The organism is Corynebacterium sp. HMSC068G04 (genome assembly GCF_001814885.1).
GTDB classification, from domain to species: domain Bacteria; phylum Actinomycetota; class Actinomycetes; order Mycobacteriales; family Mycobacteriaceae; genus Corynebacterium; species Corynebacterium hiratae.
The window spans coordinates 35,831-51,612 of record NZ_KV818349.1; the positions used below are offsets into that span (position 1 = coordinate 35,831).

Annotated in this window: 15 protein-coding genes, 1 tRNA gene and 1 pseudogene; 8 read left to right on the plus strand and 9 right to left on the minus strand. The window is 60.6% G+C overall.

What is annotated here, in order from left to right; all coding sequences use genetic code 11:
• Positions 1-335: 335 nt before the first annotated feature.
• A tRNA-Ser gene (locus tag HMPREF2993_RS11515) sits at positions 336-423 on the minus strand.
• Between the two features lie 271 nt (positions 424-694).
• On the opposite strand from HMPREF2993_RS11515, the pseudogene HMPREF2993_RS11520 reads away from it, so the two are divergent.
• A pseudogene (locus tag HMPREF2993_RS11520) lies at positions 695-790 on the plus strand (addiction module antidote protein, HigA family); the annotation flags it as partial.
• A gap of 102 nt (positions 791-892) precedes the next feature.
• Here HMPREF2993_RS11520 and HMPREF2993_RS11525 read toward each other — a convergent pair.
• Positions 893-1,171, minus strand: coding sequence for a VOC family protein (locus HMPREF2993_RS11525; RefSeq protein WP_308409928.1), 279 nt, complete (start codon positions 1,169-1,171; stop codon positions 893-895).
• A 187-nt stretch (positions 1,172-1,358) separates the two neighbouring features.
• On the opposite strand from HMPREF2993_RS11525, the gene HMPREF2993_RS13525 reads away from it, so the two are divergent.
• Positions 1,359-1,601, plus strand: coding sequence for a hypothetical protein (locus HMPREF2993_RS13525; protein WP_141756288.1), 243 nt, complete (start codon positions 1,359-1,361; stop codon positions 1,599-1,601).
• A gap of 9 nt (positions 1,602-1,610) precedes the next feature.
• The gene (locus tag HMPREF2993_RS11530; protein ID WP_049156784.1) at positions 1,611-2,117 is read left to right on the plus strand and encodes an SMI1/KNR4 family protein; all 507 of its coding nucleotides are present in this window, start codon (positions 1,611-1,613) and stop codon (positions 2,115-2,117) included.
• Positions 2,118-2,266: 149 nt separating this feature from the next.
• On the opposite strand, the gene HMPREF2993_RS11535 is transcribed toward HMPREF2993_RS11530, so the two are convergent.
• A complete protein-coding gene (locus HMPREF2993_RS11535; RefSeq protein WP_070702486.1) occupies positions 2,267-5,518 on the minus strand; it encodes a hypothetical protein in 3,252 nt (1,083 codons plus the stop codon).
• The gene (locus tag HMPREF2993_RS11540) at positions 5,518-6,876 is read right to left on the minus strand and encodes an SWIM zinc finger family protein (RefSeq protein ID WP_070702488.1); all 1,359 of its coding nucleotides are present in this window, start codon (positions 6,874-6,876) and stop codon (positions 5,518-5,520) included. The genes HMPREF2993_RS11535 and HMPREF2993_RS11540 overlap by 1 nt, the downstream gene beginning before the upstream one ends.
• A gap of 150 nt (positions 6,877-7,026) precedes the next feature.
• Between HMPREF2993_RS11540 and HMPREF2993_RS11545 the strand changes: the two genes are divergently transcribed.
• Positions 7,027-7,401, plus strand: coding sequence for an SMI1/KNR4 family protein (locus tag HMPREF2993_RS11545; RefSeq protein ID WP_070702490.1), 375 nt, complete (start codon positions 7,027-7,029; stop codon positions 7,399-7,401).
• 16 nt (positions 7,402-7,417) lie between these two features.
• Here HMPREF2993_RS11545 and HMPREF2993_RS11550 read toward each other — a convergent pair whose 3' ends face one another.
• The 3 genes from HMPREF2993_RS11550 to HMPREF2993_RS11560 all read right to left on the minus strand — a co-directional run bounded on the left by HMPREF2993_RS11550 (position 7,418) and on the right by HMPREF2993_RS11560 (position 9,721).
• Positions 7,418-7,702: a type II toxin-antitoxin system RelE family toxin gene (locus HMPREF2993_RS11550; protein WP_070702492.1), complete on the minus strand. Its 285-nt coding sequence runs from the start codon at positions 7,700-7,702 to the stop codon at positions 7,418-7,420.
• Positions 7,702-7,914: a type II toxin-antitoxin system RelB family antitoxin gene (gene relB, locus HMPREF2993_RS11555; RefSeq protein ID WP_052204876.1), complete on the minus strand. Its 213-nt coding sequence runs from the start codon at positions 7,912-7,914 to the stop codon at positions 7,702-7,704. The genes HMPREF2993_RS11550 and relB overlap by 1 nt, the downstream gene beginning before the upstream one ends.
• Before the next feature lie 130 nt (positions 7,915-8,044).
• Positions 8,045-9,721, minus strand: coding sequence for a SulP family inorganic anion transporter (locus tag HMPREF2993_RS11560; protein ID WP_070702494.1), 1,677 nt, complete (start codon positions 9,719-9,721; stop codon positions 8,045-8,047).
• 226 nt (positions 9,722-9,947) lie between these two features.
• On the opposite strand from HMPREF2993_RS11560, the gene HMPREF2993_RS11565 reads away from it, so the two are divergent.
• Both HMPREF2993_RS11565 and HMPREF2993_RS11570 read left to right on the plus strand, forming a co-directional pair.
• Positions 9,948-10,844 (plus strand): NAD(P)/FAD-dependent oxidoreductase, encoded by an 897-nt coding sequence (locus HMPREF2993_RS11565; RefSeq protein WP_049156767.1) that lies wholly within the window; start codon positions 9,948-9,950, stop codon positions 10,842-10,844.
• A 15-nt stretch (positions 10,845-10,859) separates the two neighbouring features.
• Positions 10,860-11,816: an NAD(P)H-quinone oxidoreductase gene (locus HMPREF2993_RS11570; protein ID WP_049156764.1), complete on the plus strand. Its 957-nt coding sequence runs from the start codon at positions 10,860-10,862 to the stop codon at positions 11,814-11,816.
• Here the strand turns inward: HMPREF2993_RS11570 and HMPREF2993_RS11575 are convergent.
• Entirely contained in the window at positions 11,813-13,024 is a 1,212-nt protein-coding gene (locus tag HMPREF2993_RS11575; RefSeq protein ID WP_070702495.1) for an aminotransferase class V-fold PLP-dependent enzyme, read from the minus strand. The two genes, HMPREF2993_RS11570 and HMPREF2993_RS11575, sit on opposite strands and share 4 nt — an antisense overlap.
• A gap of 195 nt (positions 13,025-13,219) precedes the next feature.
• On the opposite strand from HMPREF2993_RS11575, the gene HMPREF2993_RS11580 reads away from it, so the two are divergent.
• Positions 13,220-14,071 (plus strand): galactan export ABC transporter permease subunit Wzm/RfbD, encoded by an 852-nt coding sequence (locus HMPREF2993_RS11580; RefSeq protein ID WP_141758312.1) that lies wholly within the window; start codon positions 13,220-13,222, stop codon positions 14,069-14,071.
• A gap of 12 nt (positions 14,072-14,083) precedes the next feature.
• Positions 14,084-14,881, plus strand: coding sequence for a galactan export ABC transporter ATP-binding subunit Wzt/RfbE (locus HMPREF2993_RS11585; protein ID WP_070681585.1), 798 nt, complete (start codon positions 14,084-14,086; stop codon positions 14,879-14,881).
• A gap of 115 nt (positions 14,882-14,996) precedes the next feature.
• Here HMPREF2993_RS11585 and HMPREF2993_RS13685 read toward each other — a convergent pair.
• Positions 14,997-15,782: IS30 family transposase (locus HMPREF2993_RS13685; protein ID WP_168166776.1), on the minus strand; the 786-nt coding region annotated here is incomplete at its 5' end.

The following is a 15,782-nucleotide window of genomic DNA, read 5'->3' on the forward strand; positions in this document are numbered from 1 at the left end:
TACGCCATCCCGCGTCGTACCATCGAAATCTATCGAATTGGTCCTTCCAACGCGGACGCTGGCGAAAGCTATCGGGTATCTCGAGGAAATTCTGCTGAAACTCCTCCGTCCACTCAAGGATTTCGCGTCCCAGATCGGACTCAATTCCTAAGTCTTCAGGAAGATAGAATCCGATTCTATTAGCCCCAGAAACTATGAGTTCTTTAGACGGCCACAGCGAGCTTGGGTGGCTGTACTCTGGGCGGAGGAATATTTGCCGGTTGGCCATGGGACTAGAATAGCCCAGTGCCACTGCTAAATTTACGCAAGATTTTGGTGTAATCACCAAAAAAAATTGGCGGAGGCGGCGGGATTTGAACCCGCGGTGAGTTTCCCCACGCTGGTTTTCAAGACCAGTGCATTCGGCCGCTCTGCCACGCCTCCTCGTCACGCGTCAGCATGCACCGCGCGCAACACGTTCAGAGTACTAGACTCCGGCGCGGGAGAAGAATTCGGCTCATCTCGTTGAGCAATGGCCAAGCTATGGAGTTCAAACTTGATGCTTAGCGTTATGGGGGTAGGTCCGTTAAAGCGAGCGAGTGGGGTCAGGCAACAGCGCATATTCAGCGTGACTACACCATCACGGAGCCAGAGGAGGGTGAAATCGTTGACTACCACTAACAAGCTTCCGCCAGTGCACCCGGGGGAGGTCCTCATGGAGGACTCCATCGAGGGGTTCAGCATCACGCAGAACAAGCTCGCGGTGCCGATCGGTGTGCCTCAGCGGCCGAGCAAAGAGATGGTGCACGGCTAGCGGTCCATCACCGCCCTGCTTCTGGGGCGCTCACCGAGAATGCATGCCGACGTTGATGACGTTGCCTGATCCGTCGCGGTAGAAGAAGCGCGTAACGCCCTACTCTTCGGTCGTGAGAGGGTGCACGATCTCGCGACCTGCCTCGACAGCGCGACAGTAGGCGGCTTCGACATCATCGACGAAGATTGAGACATCGGGATTCTCGCGGGCTGTGGCATCTCTCGTGAGGAGATTCAGCTGACAGCCTCTGGAATCGGCGAGTGTGACGATCCAGCCGTGATCCATCACCACCTCGAGACCGAGGACCGCAGCGTGTTCGTCGACGCTTCTGCGGAGATCTGCCACCGTGAGGTTGGGGACGATGCGTTCGATGTTCATGCCTTCACGCTTCCAGCTGGAGGAGTGCCAGTCAAGAAGTTATTCAGCTACGGAACGTGGTGGAGTTCAAGTTCAACGTGTAGCCGAGTGCGTCGTTCAGCCTCTGGTTGATCGGCTGAATGGCCGCTTGAGGGCGGCCCCGGAGTTCGCCGGGGCCGCCCTTTTCGTGTGGGGGGAGCCGGTTGGCATGAGTGACAGGTGGTGTGCATGGCTCGGATGGAAGGAGGAATTGGACGGCTCGGGTTTTTCTGCCGGCATGGCCTTCCTTGCCGATGGCAATCGCATCCGCGCCTCCGAGGAAGCTCTGTCCGGCACCGCCCTTGTTATGCTGGCGGGCGACGATGCCGTCCAACTTTGGAACTGCGAACTCACTGAGGTTCAGCTCGTCGAGGTGGTTTTCGTCGACCAGTCTCCAGTCACGGATGAGTAGGGGAAAATTATGAGGTTGATTGAGACCAACGAGGTTTTCAGTTCTCTTGAGCAGCTTGATCCCGCCATCAAAAACAAAGGCAAGATCCCTGACATCGATGCAACGTACACCGAGTTCATTCATCGATATGACGGGGTAAGTATCACGCCGGACATTGTTCTGTATGGCTATCAGAAGGTCCTCGAGTGGAATCGGCGAGCACGTGGCGACGGCTTGCCCGAAGATCTGTGGCTTATCGGGCAGTCGGGGCAGGGCGATGAGTGGTTCTTGAGTGCACGGCGCAAGACAGTGTTCTTCTTCGACCACGACCAGGGGGAATACGGAGGGCCAGAGAGCTTCCTCGATTTGAAGATAGATTTCACTGGTTTTCTCAGGATGGGGTTCCTGTTGTCGGAGCTGGAGGAGAAGCTTGCCGAGGGGCAGGAGATCGATGACCACGAGCAGGAAGTTTCGGACCTTCTGAACAGCATCGATCCGCAACTGAGTGAGAGGTATCCCTTCAACTATTTTGAATGATTGCACCTTGGTCTCAGCTCACGGCCATTAGCGCAGGCGCGATGTTGACGCCTGTGGCAAGTGCGCGGGTGTGGGCGTCTTCGACGGCATCAACCAAAACGGAAGTATCGGGGTTCTCGGGAGCGGTGGTGCTGAAAGGACGTTTCCAGTCACCCCAGGGACGTGACTGTCTCGAAGGACTTGGCCAGCACTCGGGCTTTCTTCAGTGCTGCAGACGAACCTTTCTTCGCTGCCAGCGCGTCGAGGCCGTCCCACGCGTCAGCCGGTATGTAGCCGCGGCGGGTGGCTTCGAGCAGGATCTCGGCGTGCAACGTCACAACGTCGAGGACTCGGTTCACCCACTTCGGTATCGTGTCCAGGTTCCCGGCAAACCGCAGGGGTTCGCTCAACGTTGGCCACAGGTATGGCAGCAACTCAGGTTGCTTCTCCAGGGTGTGCACCACCCGCGCCGGGCTCCACACCTCGTGGTATGGCAGCAATCCGATCGTGGCGGCTTTTACTGCTGCGGAGCCGTAGGCCTCTTTTTCGGCCAATTCTTGTAGCCGTTCCGCTGCCCATTCCCGCTTCTGGTGGACGTTGTCGGCGCGAACCCCTGTGTAAGCGATCAATACCGCAATAAGCGCGTCGGAAAGCTCAGGTGTAGCCTCGCTCCGGTTTCTGGAATCGTCTGCAACCAGGGCGTCGCCGTCCCAATAGAGCCAGCTTTCCTTGCCTTCCGGCTCGGCCTGGCTCACGCGCTTGGAAATAGCCTGCCCCAAATTCCTGATTTCAAGGAACTCTCTGGTCGGGCTTTTAATCTCGAATACGGACGCCGGGTAGCTGGGAACAACCATGTCGAGTTGCAGGTGGGGCTGCTTTGTGTTCGAACCTGCCTCGCGCAGCGAATACGTCGCCCCATCCGGGATGTTCGGCTTGGTCCCGGCCGCTGCCGGCCAGATCCGTTCGAACAGCGCTACGTCGAGCGCAGGCGTAGCAGGCTGCGGAGGTTCCACCTGCCGATCGGGCAGTTGCTTGACGACACCCCTGGCCGCGTCAACCGCCTTTGAAGACCCTTTCCGAGCCGCGAGCGCGCGTACTCCCGGCACCTCCAACGCTGACGCCGGTGCAACACCCGAGGTGACCGCAGCCAGCACCTCGCCAACATAGTCTTGCATCGCCTGAGCTGCCTCGGCGGTGCCTGCCAACATCCGCGGGGCTTTGAGAGAGGCGACGAGCACGTCGTCCAACACCGGCCAGACAACCGACAACATGCCGCGATCCGCTGCGTCGCGCAACGACTCAACAAATGATGCGATGTTGCTCAGCTGAGCATCCCAGTCGAGGTAGTCGATGTCAGCAACGCCGGGCACTAAAAGCCCGCGCTCCCAGGCTTCTTGTAGCGCTAACGCTGACTCGGTGGCATACTGCGGGCGTCCGTGACGTTGAACGGCCAGCAAATTCACCGCCCCGCCCGGCCCAAGCGGCTTGGCGCTGCGAGCTAACTGCCGAGCCATGACCGATGCATAGTCCGGGTAGAATCGTCGATCAAGGTCGATATTCAGGGCATCACCCCAGTTGGGGAATACCCCGAAGCAGTTCTTCCGGTTATTGACGATCATATTGCAGTCCAACCCAACCAACGACTTGGGCCAGGCCAAGTTGCCATTGCGGTCTGACAAGGCAAAAGGCGCCTCCATATCGACGAATGGTCTCTTCAGGTAGGACATGATCACTTGGGCTGTGTTTCGAAGTAGCAGCCTGCCGTTTGCCAGCTTCACCGGAACCTCGGGCAGGCTGGCTTTAGCGTCCGCCTTCGTCACGTCGAGGCGAGCCAGCGCCATAACCAGGTCAGCCTGCAGCACCGGGACGCCCGCGGCCGCGTACTTTTCCAAGGACGCAACCAGATCGTCGAACTCGACACTCAGATCAACCCGCGATGGTTGCGATAACAGACAGGGGATCTGCCCGAGGTGGTCAAACGTGCTTTCAATACGCATGTACCACAAGAAACTTCCCGCTTGCCAACGGGGACGCGCCGGGTCCCCCGCCAACCAGTTACGGACGACCTGTGCCCAGAGCACCGACGAGATCCCACTGAGCGCCCTTCGGGTGTCGTCCAGGCTGTGGTTAGCCAGTGCGACCGCCAGCGCCAGGAATCGTTCTGCGTCCAAGTCGAGCACAGCAATGTCACCGCGAGATGTCAACACTCGAAGCGCTTCGGTCAACGCCTCCGGGGTGACCTCATCCACTTCAAATCGTGGGACGTTCCACAGCTGTGGAGTTGGCTGCCACAGCCCGGTGACCTCGGGCTCTTCGCTTGCGACCGCGGGGGTCACGTTCCAATTCGCCAGCACCGCCTCGGCCAGCTTCGCCGTGGCTTTGTCGCGGGACTGGGCAAGTTCACTCAGTCTGTCGTATAGCAGTTCTGCACTCGCCTGCCCCGGAAAGTCGCGCTGCTTCAAAGCAGTCAACACTTGTCGCACTGCCTTCTGTGTCTTCACGTACAGGCAAGCCAGAGCCACTTCTCCCACCAGGTCGTCGGCTACGTTCGCGATCAGTCGAGGGCCGAAGCTCTCGACGATCGGCCCTTCGCCGTGACTGAGGACGGGGATTAGCGCGTCGGTGCGGGCGACCAGTTCATCGTCGGTCACCGCGATGTCGTTCACGATCAACGACGTGAGTGCTTTACGATCACCAGGACGCACCGCCGCATCCAAAGACGCAAAGAGCTGCTCCATCCCCGCGCTGCGCTCGATTAGCCCTGCTTTGACCGCAGCGGAAAGAAGCTTGCCCAAAGGCCCCGTCATGGGTACACCTGAATGCAGTGCTGCCCGCCAGTGCTCGTCAAATGAAGGGCGCAGTTCTTCAAAGGTCGGGAGCGCATGTTTTTCAGGCCATGGGATTTCGGCGACGTCACCGGTAAGCGCCGCAAGCGCCACCACTGCCCAGTCTTTGAGGTAGTCGATTTTTTCCGGGACAGCTAGCCCGAGGTCGCACACCAACCGGACGGCCGCCGCCCCATGGGCGGACAGGGAGTGCTCAGACGCCCTCAGGAGCGGCAGGCACACTTCATCAATGAACTCGGCGGCGTAAGCCTCGCCGCGTTGGGCGACACACCTGGCCAAAACAACATCGTCGGCATGCTGCAGCAGCCACAATGCCCTGTGCGGGATTACACCGAGCCGCAACTCAAACAGCGCCAGCATGGTTTCATCGACGTCCACCGCGCTGATCCAGCCGTAAGTGTCCGGCCCGACCTTCCCGTACTCGCCCCAGTCGCCGGTTCTCAGACCGGCTAAGGCCACCTTCTGTTGTTCTTTCGTGCCGAGCGGCAGCGTTGGCGCATCGGCGACATCAGCCTTGTCCCAACCTAATTCGCGGAAGATTTCAACGGCCTCATGCAGCCTCGGATTCACTGTCATTAGAGTCCTTGTCGTTCGGTGGGGCTGGTCGATTGCATCAGCATGACGGCGAGAACGTGCTTGCACGGCCCACGGTCGCCAGCATGTGAGAGATACCAGGTGCAACTGCAGGTGGCGCCCTTCTCGGGAACATCAGCATCGGGGCCGAGCCGCACGCCATATTCAGCGTCACCCGATGTGACGGTCCAGGCATCCGAACCGGCGCTTCGCACGGCGCCGGCGGACACGAGCTTCTGTGCTGCGGTTAACCGTGGATTGTCTTTTTCCACCCGTTCGGGCGTGTCAGGTAGTTCGCGGTGGAAATAGGCTTGGTCGTTGACATCCCACCCCACGCGGCCAGAGGCTGCGAGTACTGCCAGAGCGGCTTTCACTCGAGACTCGGGAAGCGCGGTGTCCTTGGCAAGGCGGTGTACGTCAATGATCGGCTCAAAAGCCAACATGGCGCTCACCAGGTCGGCGTCTTCCATGACGTTCGGTTCTGCCAGTGAGGCCAGTAGTGAGCCTTCGCCGGAGTACCCGCGCCATTCTTTATCAGTCAGCCCGAGGGTGAGCCGAGCGTCCGGAAGCAGCAGCGTGATCATTGCTCCAACGGTGTGCTCGTCGGCGGGGCCGTGGACGACGAGCCCTTGCGTGTGCGGCAACAGCCGTTTTAGCGCGCTCAGCCGCTGCAGACCGCTGACCAGCACCGCTCCCGGCGTCGCCACCGCACTGACCTTTATCGCGCCACGGGATGAGGACAGCCAGGCTGAATGCCCGGACGCACTCGCCGGCGGTAATCCGGCAAGGAATCGGCGTGCACCCGAGGCCGGCACTCGGAACGCCTCGACGAAGCCTTGCTGCGTCTGCGCCGCGTTGCCTAGTGCAGGCACCCAGCGTAACGGCATTGTCACAGGACGCTCAACCGTGGACGTCGTCAGCGTCGCCGCCCGCAGACCCTCTGCGCCGACGTCGAGATGCAGAAGTTCGTGGCGCGGCAGATTGGATAGCATCACCCTAGACGCGGGGCCGATGTCGACGTTGGTCGTGCCGCGCCCGATGTCACCGCCGTCAAGGCCTGAGCCCATCACCTCGAAGCACGCGTAGACGGCGTTGCACCCCGAGAAACACTCGGCCCGCAGACGATCGCCGTGTGCGGAAAGAATCGGGTCACGCTCCGCCATCGGGGTGAAGTTGTAATAGCGGGTGGCGGTGATGTCTGCGAGTGTTACGAGCCCGCGTGCGAGCACCTGCGGGTGGGTCGCAAATCCATGGAAGAAACTGGGGGACGCGTTAAGTCCATCAGGCTCTAGCCCGGGCGCGAGTGCGAGCGTCAGCCGGTCATCTACGAGAGTGGTTTCTCTGGAGAAGGTCCTTACCATCTAGTCCTCCAAGCCAGTGCCCCTTGTCAGTGGCAAGCCGTATTTGCCGCTCAGCTTACATGACCTCGCGTGAGGTTGCCGGACGGTTGTGACGATGCTGTTCTGCGGTGCTCGCATAGCGGGGGGCTGGGTTTCGCATAGACTGCTCGCATGGCATTCCCCGTTGATGAATCACGAATCCGCGCTGCTGAGGAAGCACTGGGCCGCACCTTCCCAGACGACTTGCGGCAGCGCCTGATGTTGGAGAACGGCGGCGAAATTGACGACGCCGACGAGGGCTACTGGTTCCTCTATCCGGTGTACGACGATTCTGACCGCCGCCGTCTCGCGCGCTCGGCGAATCACGTGGTCAAGGAAACCGAAACGTGGCGTTCCCAGGCCGACGGGTTCCCGCAGGACGCTGTCGTCGTCGCAGAGGACCAGGAAGGCAACGCGATCGTTCTTCTGCCCGGCGATGACAGCTTCTACGTCTGGGACCACGAATTGCGGGATACAGAGCCGATCGAGTTGCTTTTCGACGAGTAACGCCTGTTGGTTTGGCTCAGCCCTCGTAAACCTTGTCTCTGCGACCGATCGAGAAAACCTCGATGAGGACGATGTCATCGTGGATAAGGGCGAGGATGCGATAAGAGCCCACCCGGTAGCGCCATTCTCCCGAACGGTTCGCGGTCAATCCCTTACCGAAGGCGCGTGGATCGGCACATCTATCGAGGTTGTTCTTGATCCATGTTGCCAGGATCTTGGCGTCGAAGCGGTCTATTTTCTTGAGTTGCTTGCGTGCTCGCGCGGTCAACTCAACGCGGTAGGTGCTGGACTGAGGTGGCATTAGTCGAGTTCAGCGAGCACTTCGTCGATGCTGAAGCGTTCGCCTGAGTCGTGTGCAATCGCTTCGCGAAGTTCTTGGAGGTCGTAGGAATCTTCGATTTTTTCCAAGATGGCGGTGCGGGCAAATTCGGAGATGGTGACGCCCTCGAATTGTGCGAACTTGCGCACGAGTGCAGCATCCTGTTCACTCATGCGCACTGTCATTGTGCTCATTGTTTCTCCTTTCCACTGCTCTGAATACAGTGTATTCAGGTTCGTGGGCCGCTGGCAAGGTGTACATGGAGGACAAAGACTACGTCATGGGTCAATGGTGACGTAGTGCGGTTTTGGTTCCTCGACAGCGCTACTCGTCGTGCTGATTGCGCGCGACATGCAGTCTGGCGTGGGCGATGGCATCGGGTGTGTCGTCAAAGACGTGATTCGCATGCGCAAGCTGGTCAAATACGCCGAGTTCGCGCAACACCGGAACATGTTCGGGCTTCGTGGCTGAGAGTAGGACCCGGGTGCCGTGACGTTCAAGGCGCCCGATCGTGTCAGCGAGCATCTGGGCGCCAGTGGCGTCAATCGTCGTGACATAGCGCATGCGGAGCACGACAACCTTGACCGACGAAGCATCAGCGAGATCGAGGAGGAAATCGTGCGCTGCGCCAAAGAAGAGTGGGCCTTCCAAGCGGAAGGCGGCGATGTGCTCATCGAGGAGTTCGCGTTCCTTGTCGCGGTGGTCTCCTGTCTCCAGTGGAGCGGCCTCTAACACCGCCGTGCGGGCGGTATCGCGCAGCGCGAAGAAGCCCGCTATTACAAGGCCAATGAGCACGGCGACGACAAGGTCGAACACGACGGTGGCGGCAGCCGTAATAAGCAGGGTGACCCCGTCGCCCTTGGTGGCGCGCATCACCGAGCGGAGGTTCCGCGGATGGATCATCTGGATCGCAGTGGCGATAAGCACGCCGGCAAGCGCAGCGAGAGGAATCTCGCCCACCCACCGGGCCGCGACGAGCACTGCGACGAGCAAAAGCAGCGAATGGAACACCGCCGCCAGGCGCGTACCTGCGCCGGCCCGCACGTTGACAGCAGTTCGGGCGATCGCGGCGGTCGCGGGAATCCCGCCAAACAGAGGCGCGACGACATTGGCCACGCCCTGCCCGAAGAGCTCGCGGTCGGGATCGTGACGGTCGCCGACAGTCATCGCGTCGGCAACCGTCGCAGACAGTAACGATTCCAACGCACCGAGAGCTGCGACGGCGACCGCTGCCAACAGCAAGGAATCCAGGTGCTCCCACGGGATCTGCGGCAAGCGCGGAGCAGGCAACGTCGACGGGATGTAGCCGATTGTCTTCAGGTTACTGTCTGCCAGCATGTTGATGGCCGTCGCGGCAGCTACCAACACCAGCGCCGCGGGAAAGCCACTACGAACGCGCGCCGCAACCACGATTCCGGCCGCCACCGCGAGGGTCATCACTGGCGCCTGCCATCCCGGGGCATCTAACCAAGCTTTGATTGCGCCCCACGCCAACCCGAGGACCTTCTCGCCGTCGACGTCAACACCGAGTGCAGCAGGCAGCTGTTGGAGGCCGATGATCACCGCAATACCGGCTGTGAAACCTTCGACGACAGGCAAAGGCATGTACTTCATCGCGCGGCCAGCGCCGGTGAATGCCAGTAAGAGCAGCATGAGTCCCGCCAGCACGCCAACGACGAGCACCCCATCGGCACCATGGTCGGCCACGATGGGGATTAACACGACGGTCATTGCGCCGGTCGGGCCGCTTACCTGAACATTGCTACCACCGAAGACCGCGGCCAAGATGCCCGCGACGATGGCCGTCGTAATTCCGGCTGCGGCGCCAACACCGGACGCAACGCCGAAGCCGAGCGCGAGGGGCAGTGCGACGAGGGCCACCATGAGGCCTGCCGAAAGGTCGCGCCCGATCGTCGCGCGGGACCAGTCCGAGCGGCGCGGTGCGAAACGCAGGGCACGCGATCGGATGCCCACCTTAGAGACGGTGGAGGGGTAGGTCATGCTACTTTCTTGCTCCTTAAAAGCTCAACGACATCCAAAGGATACACAAGGCGCCATCCTTCGACGGGCCGCATTCGCAATTCTGGCCGATGCCTCATGTTGACGAATTCCCACCACACCCCAACCCTTCGACACTAACTTGGCCAAGTCAGGGTTGGGCGTGACGCCTGCCACAAATTAATGAAAACCATTGCCATATAAACCCTCCTCTGGTTTACTCGCGGCCATGCAGACAGTAGATACCCTCATCATCGGCGGTGGCGCGGCCGGCCTGCAGGCAGCCCTAGTCATGGTCCGCGCCCGCCGCAGCGTGCTCATTGTTGATTCCGCCACTCCCCGCAACCGTTTCGCCCATGAAATTCATGGAGTCATTGCCCTCGAGGGCACGCCACCCCTTGAGTTCCAGGAGCGCGGCAAGGAGCAGCTGCGCAGCTATGGCGCGCAGATCATAAACGCCACCGTGGATTCCGTCACCGATAATGACCGCACGCTCACCGCCACGTTGAGCAACGGTGAGACCGTCGCTGCCCGCTCCATCATCGTCGCCAGCGGCGTGGACGACGAGCACCCCAACATCCCGGGCTTGGAAGAAAACTGGGGAAATACGGTCCTCCACTGCCCCTACTGCCACGGATACGAGGTGGCGGACAAGAAGCTCGGCGTGCTCTACATCGGCGAGTTCTCCTTCCACCATGCCGCGGTTCTGCGCCAGTGGTCGAAGGACATCACCTTCTTCACCAATGGAATGGAATTCACCGACGAGCAGCGCGCGGACCTGACTCGGCGGGGCATTGCGCTTATCGACGGCCCCGTCACCGCCTTCCAAGACGGAAAAGTCCTGCTGGAAAGCGACGAGCATGCCGTCGATGCACTGTTTTACATGCCCATTCCCCGCCCCCACGATGAGTTCCTCGCTGACCTCAACCTCGAGCGCCACAGTCCGCCTCCTGCGATGGGCGGCAGCCTGATCAAGGCCGATCTCACCGGTGCCACCAGCCACCCGCGCGTCTGGGCAGTAGGCAACGTGGTCAATCCAGCCGCACAGGTGGCGATGGCCATGGGCCAGGCCAATGCTGCTGCTATCACGGTCAACGGCTTCCTCGTCGAGGATGATTGGATTTAAGTACGGTGGTGTGGCATGAAAGCTATCATTCAGACCAACCTGGAAGACCCGCACTCGCTGGAGTTGGGGGATGTCGCCACACCAGAACTAGCTGCCGGCGAAGTCCTCGTTAAAGTCAAAGCCGCCGGCGTAAACCGCGCCGACCTGCTCCAGGCCCGCGGGCACTACCCACCGCCGCCGGGCGCTTCGGAGATTATCGGCCTCGAAGTCGCAGGCGAAGTCGTCGACGCAGGCGACACCGACGTCGCGGTTGGCTCCAAGGTCGGCGCCCTGCTGGCCGGCGGCGGCTACGCCGAGTACGTGGCCGTGCCCCAAGGCCAGCTGCTGCCCATCCCCACCGGCTATTCCTTTGCCGAGGCCGCATCCGTCATCGAGGTGGCCTGCACGGTCTGGTCCAACATCGCTATGGAAGCTGGTCTTACTCAAGGCCAGACCATCCTCATCCACGGCGGCGCGGGTGGCATCGGCACCTTCGCCATCCAGGTGGCGAAGCAACTGGGCGCCACCGTCGCCGTGACGGCTGGCTCGGACGAAAAACTCGAGACCTGCAAGGAACTCGGCGCGGACATCCTCATCAACTACAACGAGCAGGACTTCGCCGAGGAACTGAAGAACCAGTGCGATGTCATCCTCGACATCATGGGCGCGAAGTACCTCAAAAAGAACCTCATCGCGCTAGCCAAGGGTGGCCACATGGTCACCATCGGCATGCAGGGTGGCACGAAGGCCGAGCTCAACATGGGTATTCTGCTTAACAAGCGCCTGACCCTGCAGGGCACCACGCTGCGCTCCCGCTCGTTGGAGGGCAAGGCCGCCATCGTTGCGGACACCGTCAAAAATGTCTGGCCTTGGTTGGAAGACGGCAGCGTCAAGCACCACCTGCATCGCACATTTGCGCTTGCTCGCGCCGCCGAAGCCCACAAAGCCCTCGACTCCGGCGAGGTCACGGGCAAGCTCGTCCTCGAGGTCTAAGCCAAAGACGCGACCACGCGGGTGAGGTGCTCGACGTCGTGATAGGTGCTAAACGGACTCAGCGAAACCGTAACGGCACCGCCAACCTCCTCCACACCCATCTCCGTAAGCAGTGGGGTGTGCGGGGCGATGGTAGTCACCAACCCATTATCGAAGAGGCGGCGGTGGATCACGTCCGCAGGCACATCGCGCACGGCGAAGGTCAGGCGCGGGAGGCGGTCATCGGAGGCGTCGGCTGCCGCTTCCCCCGTCACACCAAGGATGTGGACGGCCGGCAGCGTGCCCAACAAGCTGTAGAGATCCCCGGTGAGATCCTCCATATAGCCGGAGAGAGCTTGCATCGAACGCGTCAGGCGCACGCGGCGCGAACCGCGCTCCCCGCCGGCGAGTTCCGCCACATGATCCACTAGGGGGCCAACGCCACCCGCCAAGCCCGCGGAAACCGGGCCAACGACAAGCTCATCGAGGCGGCGGAACATCGCGGTATCGCGGAAGACCAGCGCTGCCATCTGCGGGCCACCGAGAGCACCCACATCCACGCCGAGGATATCCGCCCCAATCGCATCAAAGTCGAGGAGACGGTAGGGGGCGATCGAGGAGACGTCGACAAGCACCCAGGCGCGCGAGCGCTCATGGACCGTATCAATAATCTCCGACGCCGGCGTGACCGTGCCCAGCAGCTCATGGGCAGCCGAAAAAGCAACAAACCGCGTAGAGCCATCCACCAGATCAGCGTATTGGAACGCCGGCAGCTCGCCCGTGCCCAGGTCTGGCTGTGACCACCGAGTATCGGCGCCCACGTGCGCAAAAGCGCTCGTAAACTCCGGGGAATCAAAACGGGAGAGCACCACCGAGGACTGGCGGCGCAGCAGCGGGCGCAGTGCGACTCCCAGAGATTGATACAGCACCGGCAGGGACGGGCCGAGGATAACGCGGTCTGCCGTCGCACCCGTGAGATCAGCCACGGCTCGGCGCGCGGAAGCATACATGTCTGCCGCGTGGAGCTCCCCGGGGTCGTGATGCGCCGAGTGTGCGCCCACGGCATCCTCCAGAGGCTTCACCGTGGCGGACATTCGGAAAGAACGGGCAACCCCAGAGGCCACGCGTTCTGCAATCTGCGGCGCGGCGTGCGCGTTCAGGTAGGTCCAACCATCGGACAGACCAGTGTAAAGACCTCGCACGCTGGCGACGTCATACTGTTCCGTCATGCTTCAACCCTTCCTCGAATCGTCGGATCGACTCCCTACTCTATACGCCCTACGTAAATCTTTCCTAACCCGAGATTTTCCCAGCTCGCTCGTGTTTTCCCAGGTTAAGGGCGTGTGTGTAGGTTTTTAGCGGATGTGCGCGCTAGGGTGAAGGGCGTGCAAGACAAGAAAAACCTGCGTGACGACGTCGCCCGCATGACCTCCGCGCCTGCACCCGGCGAGGAGCCGGCCTCGCGTTCCATGACCATGTCGGCGGCCTTCGCCGATCTGTTGCAAGGTGCGCGCCAGCGCGAGCTGTGGTTCAAGCTGGGCATCCAAGACATCAAGCAGCGCTACCGCCGCTCGGTACTGGGTCCTTTCTGGATCACCATCGCGACCGGCGTGATGGCCGCGGCCCTAGGCCTGCTGTACTCCATGCTTTTCCAGATCCCGGTTGCAGAATTCCTGCCCCACGTGACCGTGGGCCTGATTATGTGGAACTTCATTTCGGGCGCCATTAAGGAAGGCTCAACGGTCTTCATCGACAACGAGGGCTTGATCAAACAGCTGCCCGCACCACTATCGGTGCACGTCTACCGCTTAGTGTGGCGGCAAACCCTCTTCTTGGGCCACAACCTCATCATCTGGCTGCTGCTCATCATTATCTTCCCGCGCCACCTGGGCTGGGAGTTCCTCCTGTTCATCCCGGCGCTAGGACTCTTCCTGGTTAACGGCGTGTGGGTAGCCATGTTCTTCGGCATCATCGCCACCCGCTTCCGTGACGTTGCCCCGCTGCTGGAGGCTCTAACCCAGCTGCTCTTCTACGTCACGCCTATCGTGTGGATGACCAACACCCTGAAGGATCAGGGAGGCGCTGTGGCTAGCCGCGCGCGCATCGCTGAGATCAATCCGCTCTATCACTACATGGAGATCATCCGCGCCCCTATGATCGGCGAGCCCGTCGCCGGTTATCACTGGCTCATCGTCATCGCCTGCACCATCGCCGGCCTGCTCATCGCTGGCCTGGCCATGCGGCAGTGGCGCTTCCGCGTCTCCTACTGGGTCTAGAAAGGATCGTCCATGGTTTCCATTGATACGTATAACGCTTGCGTGGACTTTCCCATCTTTGATGCCAAGTCCCGTTCACTGAAGAAAGCGATGCTCTCCACGGCCGGTGGCTCCATTGGCAAGAATGATCAGAACGTGGTCATGGTGGAAGCGCTCAAAGACATCAACCTCCACCTGCGTGAGGGCGACCGCGTCGGCCTCGTCGGCCACAACGGCGCGGGCAAAACCACTCTGCTGCGCCTGCTCTCCGGCATCTACGAACCTACGCGCGGTGCTGCCGACGTCCGCGGGCGCGTTGCCCCAGTCTTCGACCTCGGCGTGGGTATGGACCCGGAGGTTTCCGGCTATGACAACATCATCATCCGCGGCCTCTTCTTGGGCCAGACCATCAAGCAGATGAAGGCCAAGATGGATGAGATCGCCGAGTTCTCTGAGCTGGGTGATTACCTCTCCATGCCGCTGCGTACCTACTCCACCGGTATGCGTGTGCGCCTAGCGCTGGGTGTGGTGACCTCCATTGAGCCGGAGATCCTGCTTCTCGACGAAGGCATTGGCGCCGTCGACGCCGCCTTCATGGCCAAGGCTCGCGTCCGCCTCCAGGACCTGGTGAAGCGCTCCGGCATCCTGGTCTTTGCTTCCCACTCCAATGACTTCCTGGCCCAGCTGTGCGATACCGCCCTGTGGATCGACCACGGTCAGATTCGCTCGGTGGGCGAGGTCTCCGAGGTCGTCGGCGAGTACGAAGGCCCCGAGGTGGGCGAGTACGTGCGGGATTTGCGCAAGCGCTTCGACAACGAGGAAAACGCCTAAGTTTCCGTGAAAACAGGCGACAATTCACTTGTTTTCACGGAAACCTTGCTGTTCCTACTGCCCTAGTTGCCAAACTTTTCGGGCCCCAGCGAGGCGGTTTCAAGTGGTGGATGCATCACTTGAATAGTTCTTGGATTTTCTCTTCTGGTGTGTACCAGTTGAGGACTTTTCTGGGGCGCCCGTTGAGTAGGTCTTGAATGTGTTGAACGCCCTTATCGGTCAGGGTACTAAAGTCGCTTCCTTTGGGTAGGAAGTCTCGGACTAGCCCGTTGGTGTTTTCGTTGGTAGGACGCTGCCAGGGTGAGTGCGGATCGCAGAAATAGACTGCGAGCCCACGCTCGATGCTCAGCCTGTCTACCTGGGCTAGTTCCACACCCTGGTCCCAGGTCAGCGTTTTGGTGATGTTGCGTATTTTGCCAGTAAACATCTCGATTAACTTATCGACAGTCGTGGCGGAATCATGCACATCAAGTTTGCGGATCATGGTGTAGCGCGTACTGCGTTCCACGCAGGTCACAAGGGCCGTTGTGCCTCCTTGCCCGATGATGAGATCACCTTCCCAATGTCCTGGAATAGCACGGTCTTCAACGCTGGCAGGGCGCTTGCTGATGCGGTAGTCCTCACCAATCCAGCTTCGATTACCGCGGGCTGGCAGGCGCGATTGCGGCCTTCGGCCGGTACGCCCAGAACGCAGGGCTTTTTCTACCTTCAACTCCTGGCGCAAGGCACCTTTAGCTTGGATGTAGAGAGCTTGGTAGATGGTTTCATGACTAATCGACATATCCCCACCTTTACCGAAGCAGCGGGCAAGAAAGTTCGAAATCTGCTCTGGTGACCACTTCGTGTTCAACCCCTCGATGACAAAGGCACGCAACTGCGGGTTGGTATCGAGTTTACGGGG

Bases quoted from the DNA above. Each gene is read 5' to 3' on its own strand.
- HMPREF2993_RS11525 (WP_308409928.1), bottom strand. From the start codon at position 1,171: ATGAACATCGAACGCATCGTCCCCAACCTCACGGTGGCAGATCTCCGC.
- HMPREF2993_RS13525 (WP_141756288.1), top strand. From the start codon at position 1,359: ATGAGTGACAGGTGGTGTGCATGGCTCGGATGGAAGGAGGAATTGGAC.
- HMPREF2993_RS11530 (WP_049156784.1), top strand. From the start codon at position 1,611: ATGAGGTTGATTGAGACCAACGAGGTTTTCAGTTCTCTTGAGCAGCTT.
- HMPREF2993_RS11535 (WP_070702486.1), bottom strand. From the start codon at position 5,518: ATGACAGTGAATCCGAGGCTGCATGAGGCCGTTGAAATCTTCCGCGAA.
- HMPREF2993_RS11540 (WP_070702488.1), bottom strand. From the start codon at position 6,876: ATGGTAAGGACCTTCTCCAGAGAAACCACTCTCGTAGATGACCGGCTG.
- HMPREF2993_RS11545 (WP_070702490.1), top strand. From the start codon at position 7,027: ATGGCATTCCCCGTTGATGAATCACGAATCCGCGCTGCTGAGGAAGCA.
- HMPREF2993_RS11550 (WP_070702492.1), bottom strand. From the start codon at position 7,702: ATGCCACCTCAGTCCAGCACCTACCGCGTTGAGTTGACCGCGCGAGCA.
- relB (WP_052204876.1), bottom strand. From the start codon at position 7,914: ATGAGCACAATGACAGTGCGCATGAGTGAACAGGATGCTGCACTCGTG.
- HMPREF2993_RS11560 (WP_070702494.1), bottom strand. From the start codon at position 9,721: ATGACCTACCCCTCCACCGTCTCTAAGGTGGGCATCCGATCGCGTGCC.
- HMPREF2993_RS11565 (WP_049156767.1), top strand. From the start codon at position 9,948: ATGCAGACAGTAGATACCCTCATCATCGGCGGTGGCGCGGCCGGCCTG.
- HMPREF2993_RS11570 (WP_049156764.1), top strand. From the start codon at position 10,860: ATGAAAGCTATCATTCAGACCAACCTGGAAGACCCGCACTCGCTGGAG.
- HMPREF2993_RS11575 (WP_070702495.1), bottom strand. From the start codon at position 13,024: ATGACGGAACAGTATGACGTCGCCAGCGTGCGAGGTCTTTACACTGGT.
- HMPREF2993_RS11580 (WP_141758312.1), top strand. From the start codon at position 13,220: ATGACCTCCGCGCCTGCACCCGGCGAGGAGCCGGCCTCGCGTTCCATG.
- HMPREF2993_RS11585 (WP_070681585.1), top strand. From the start codon at position 14,084: ATGGTTTCCATTGATACGTATAACGCTTGCGTGGACTTTCCCATCTTT.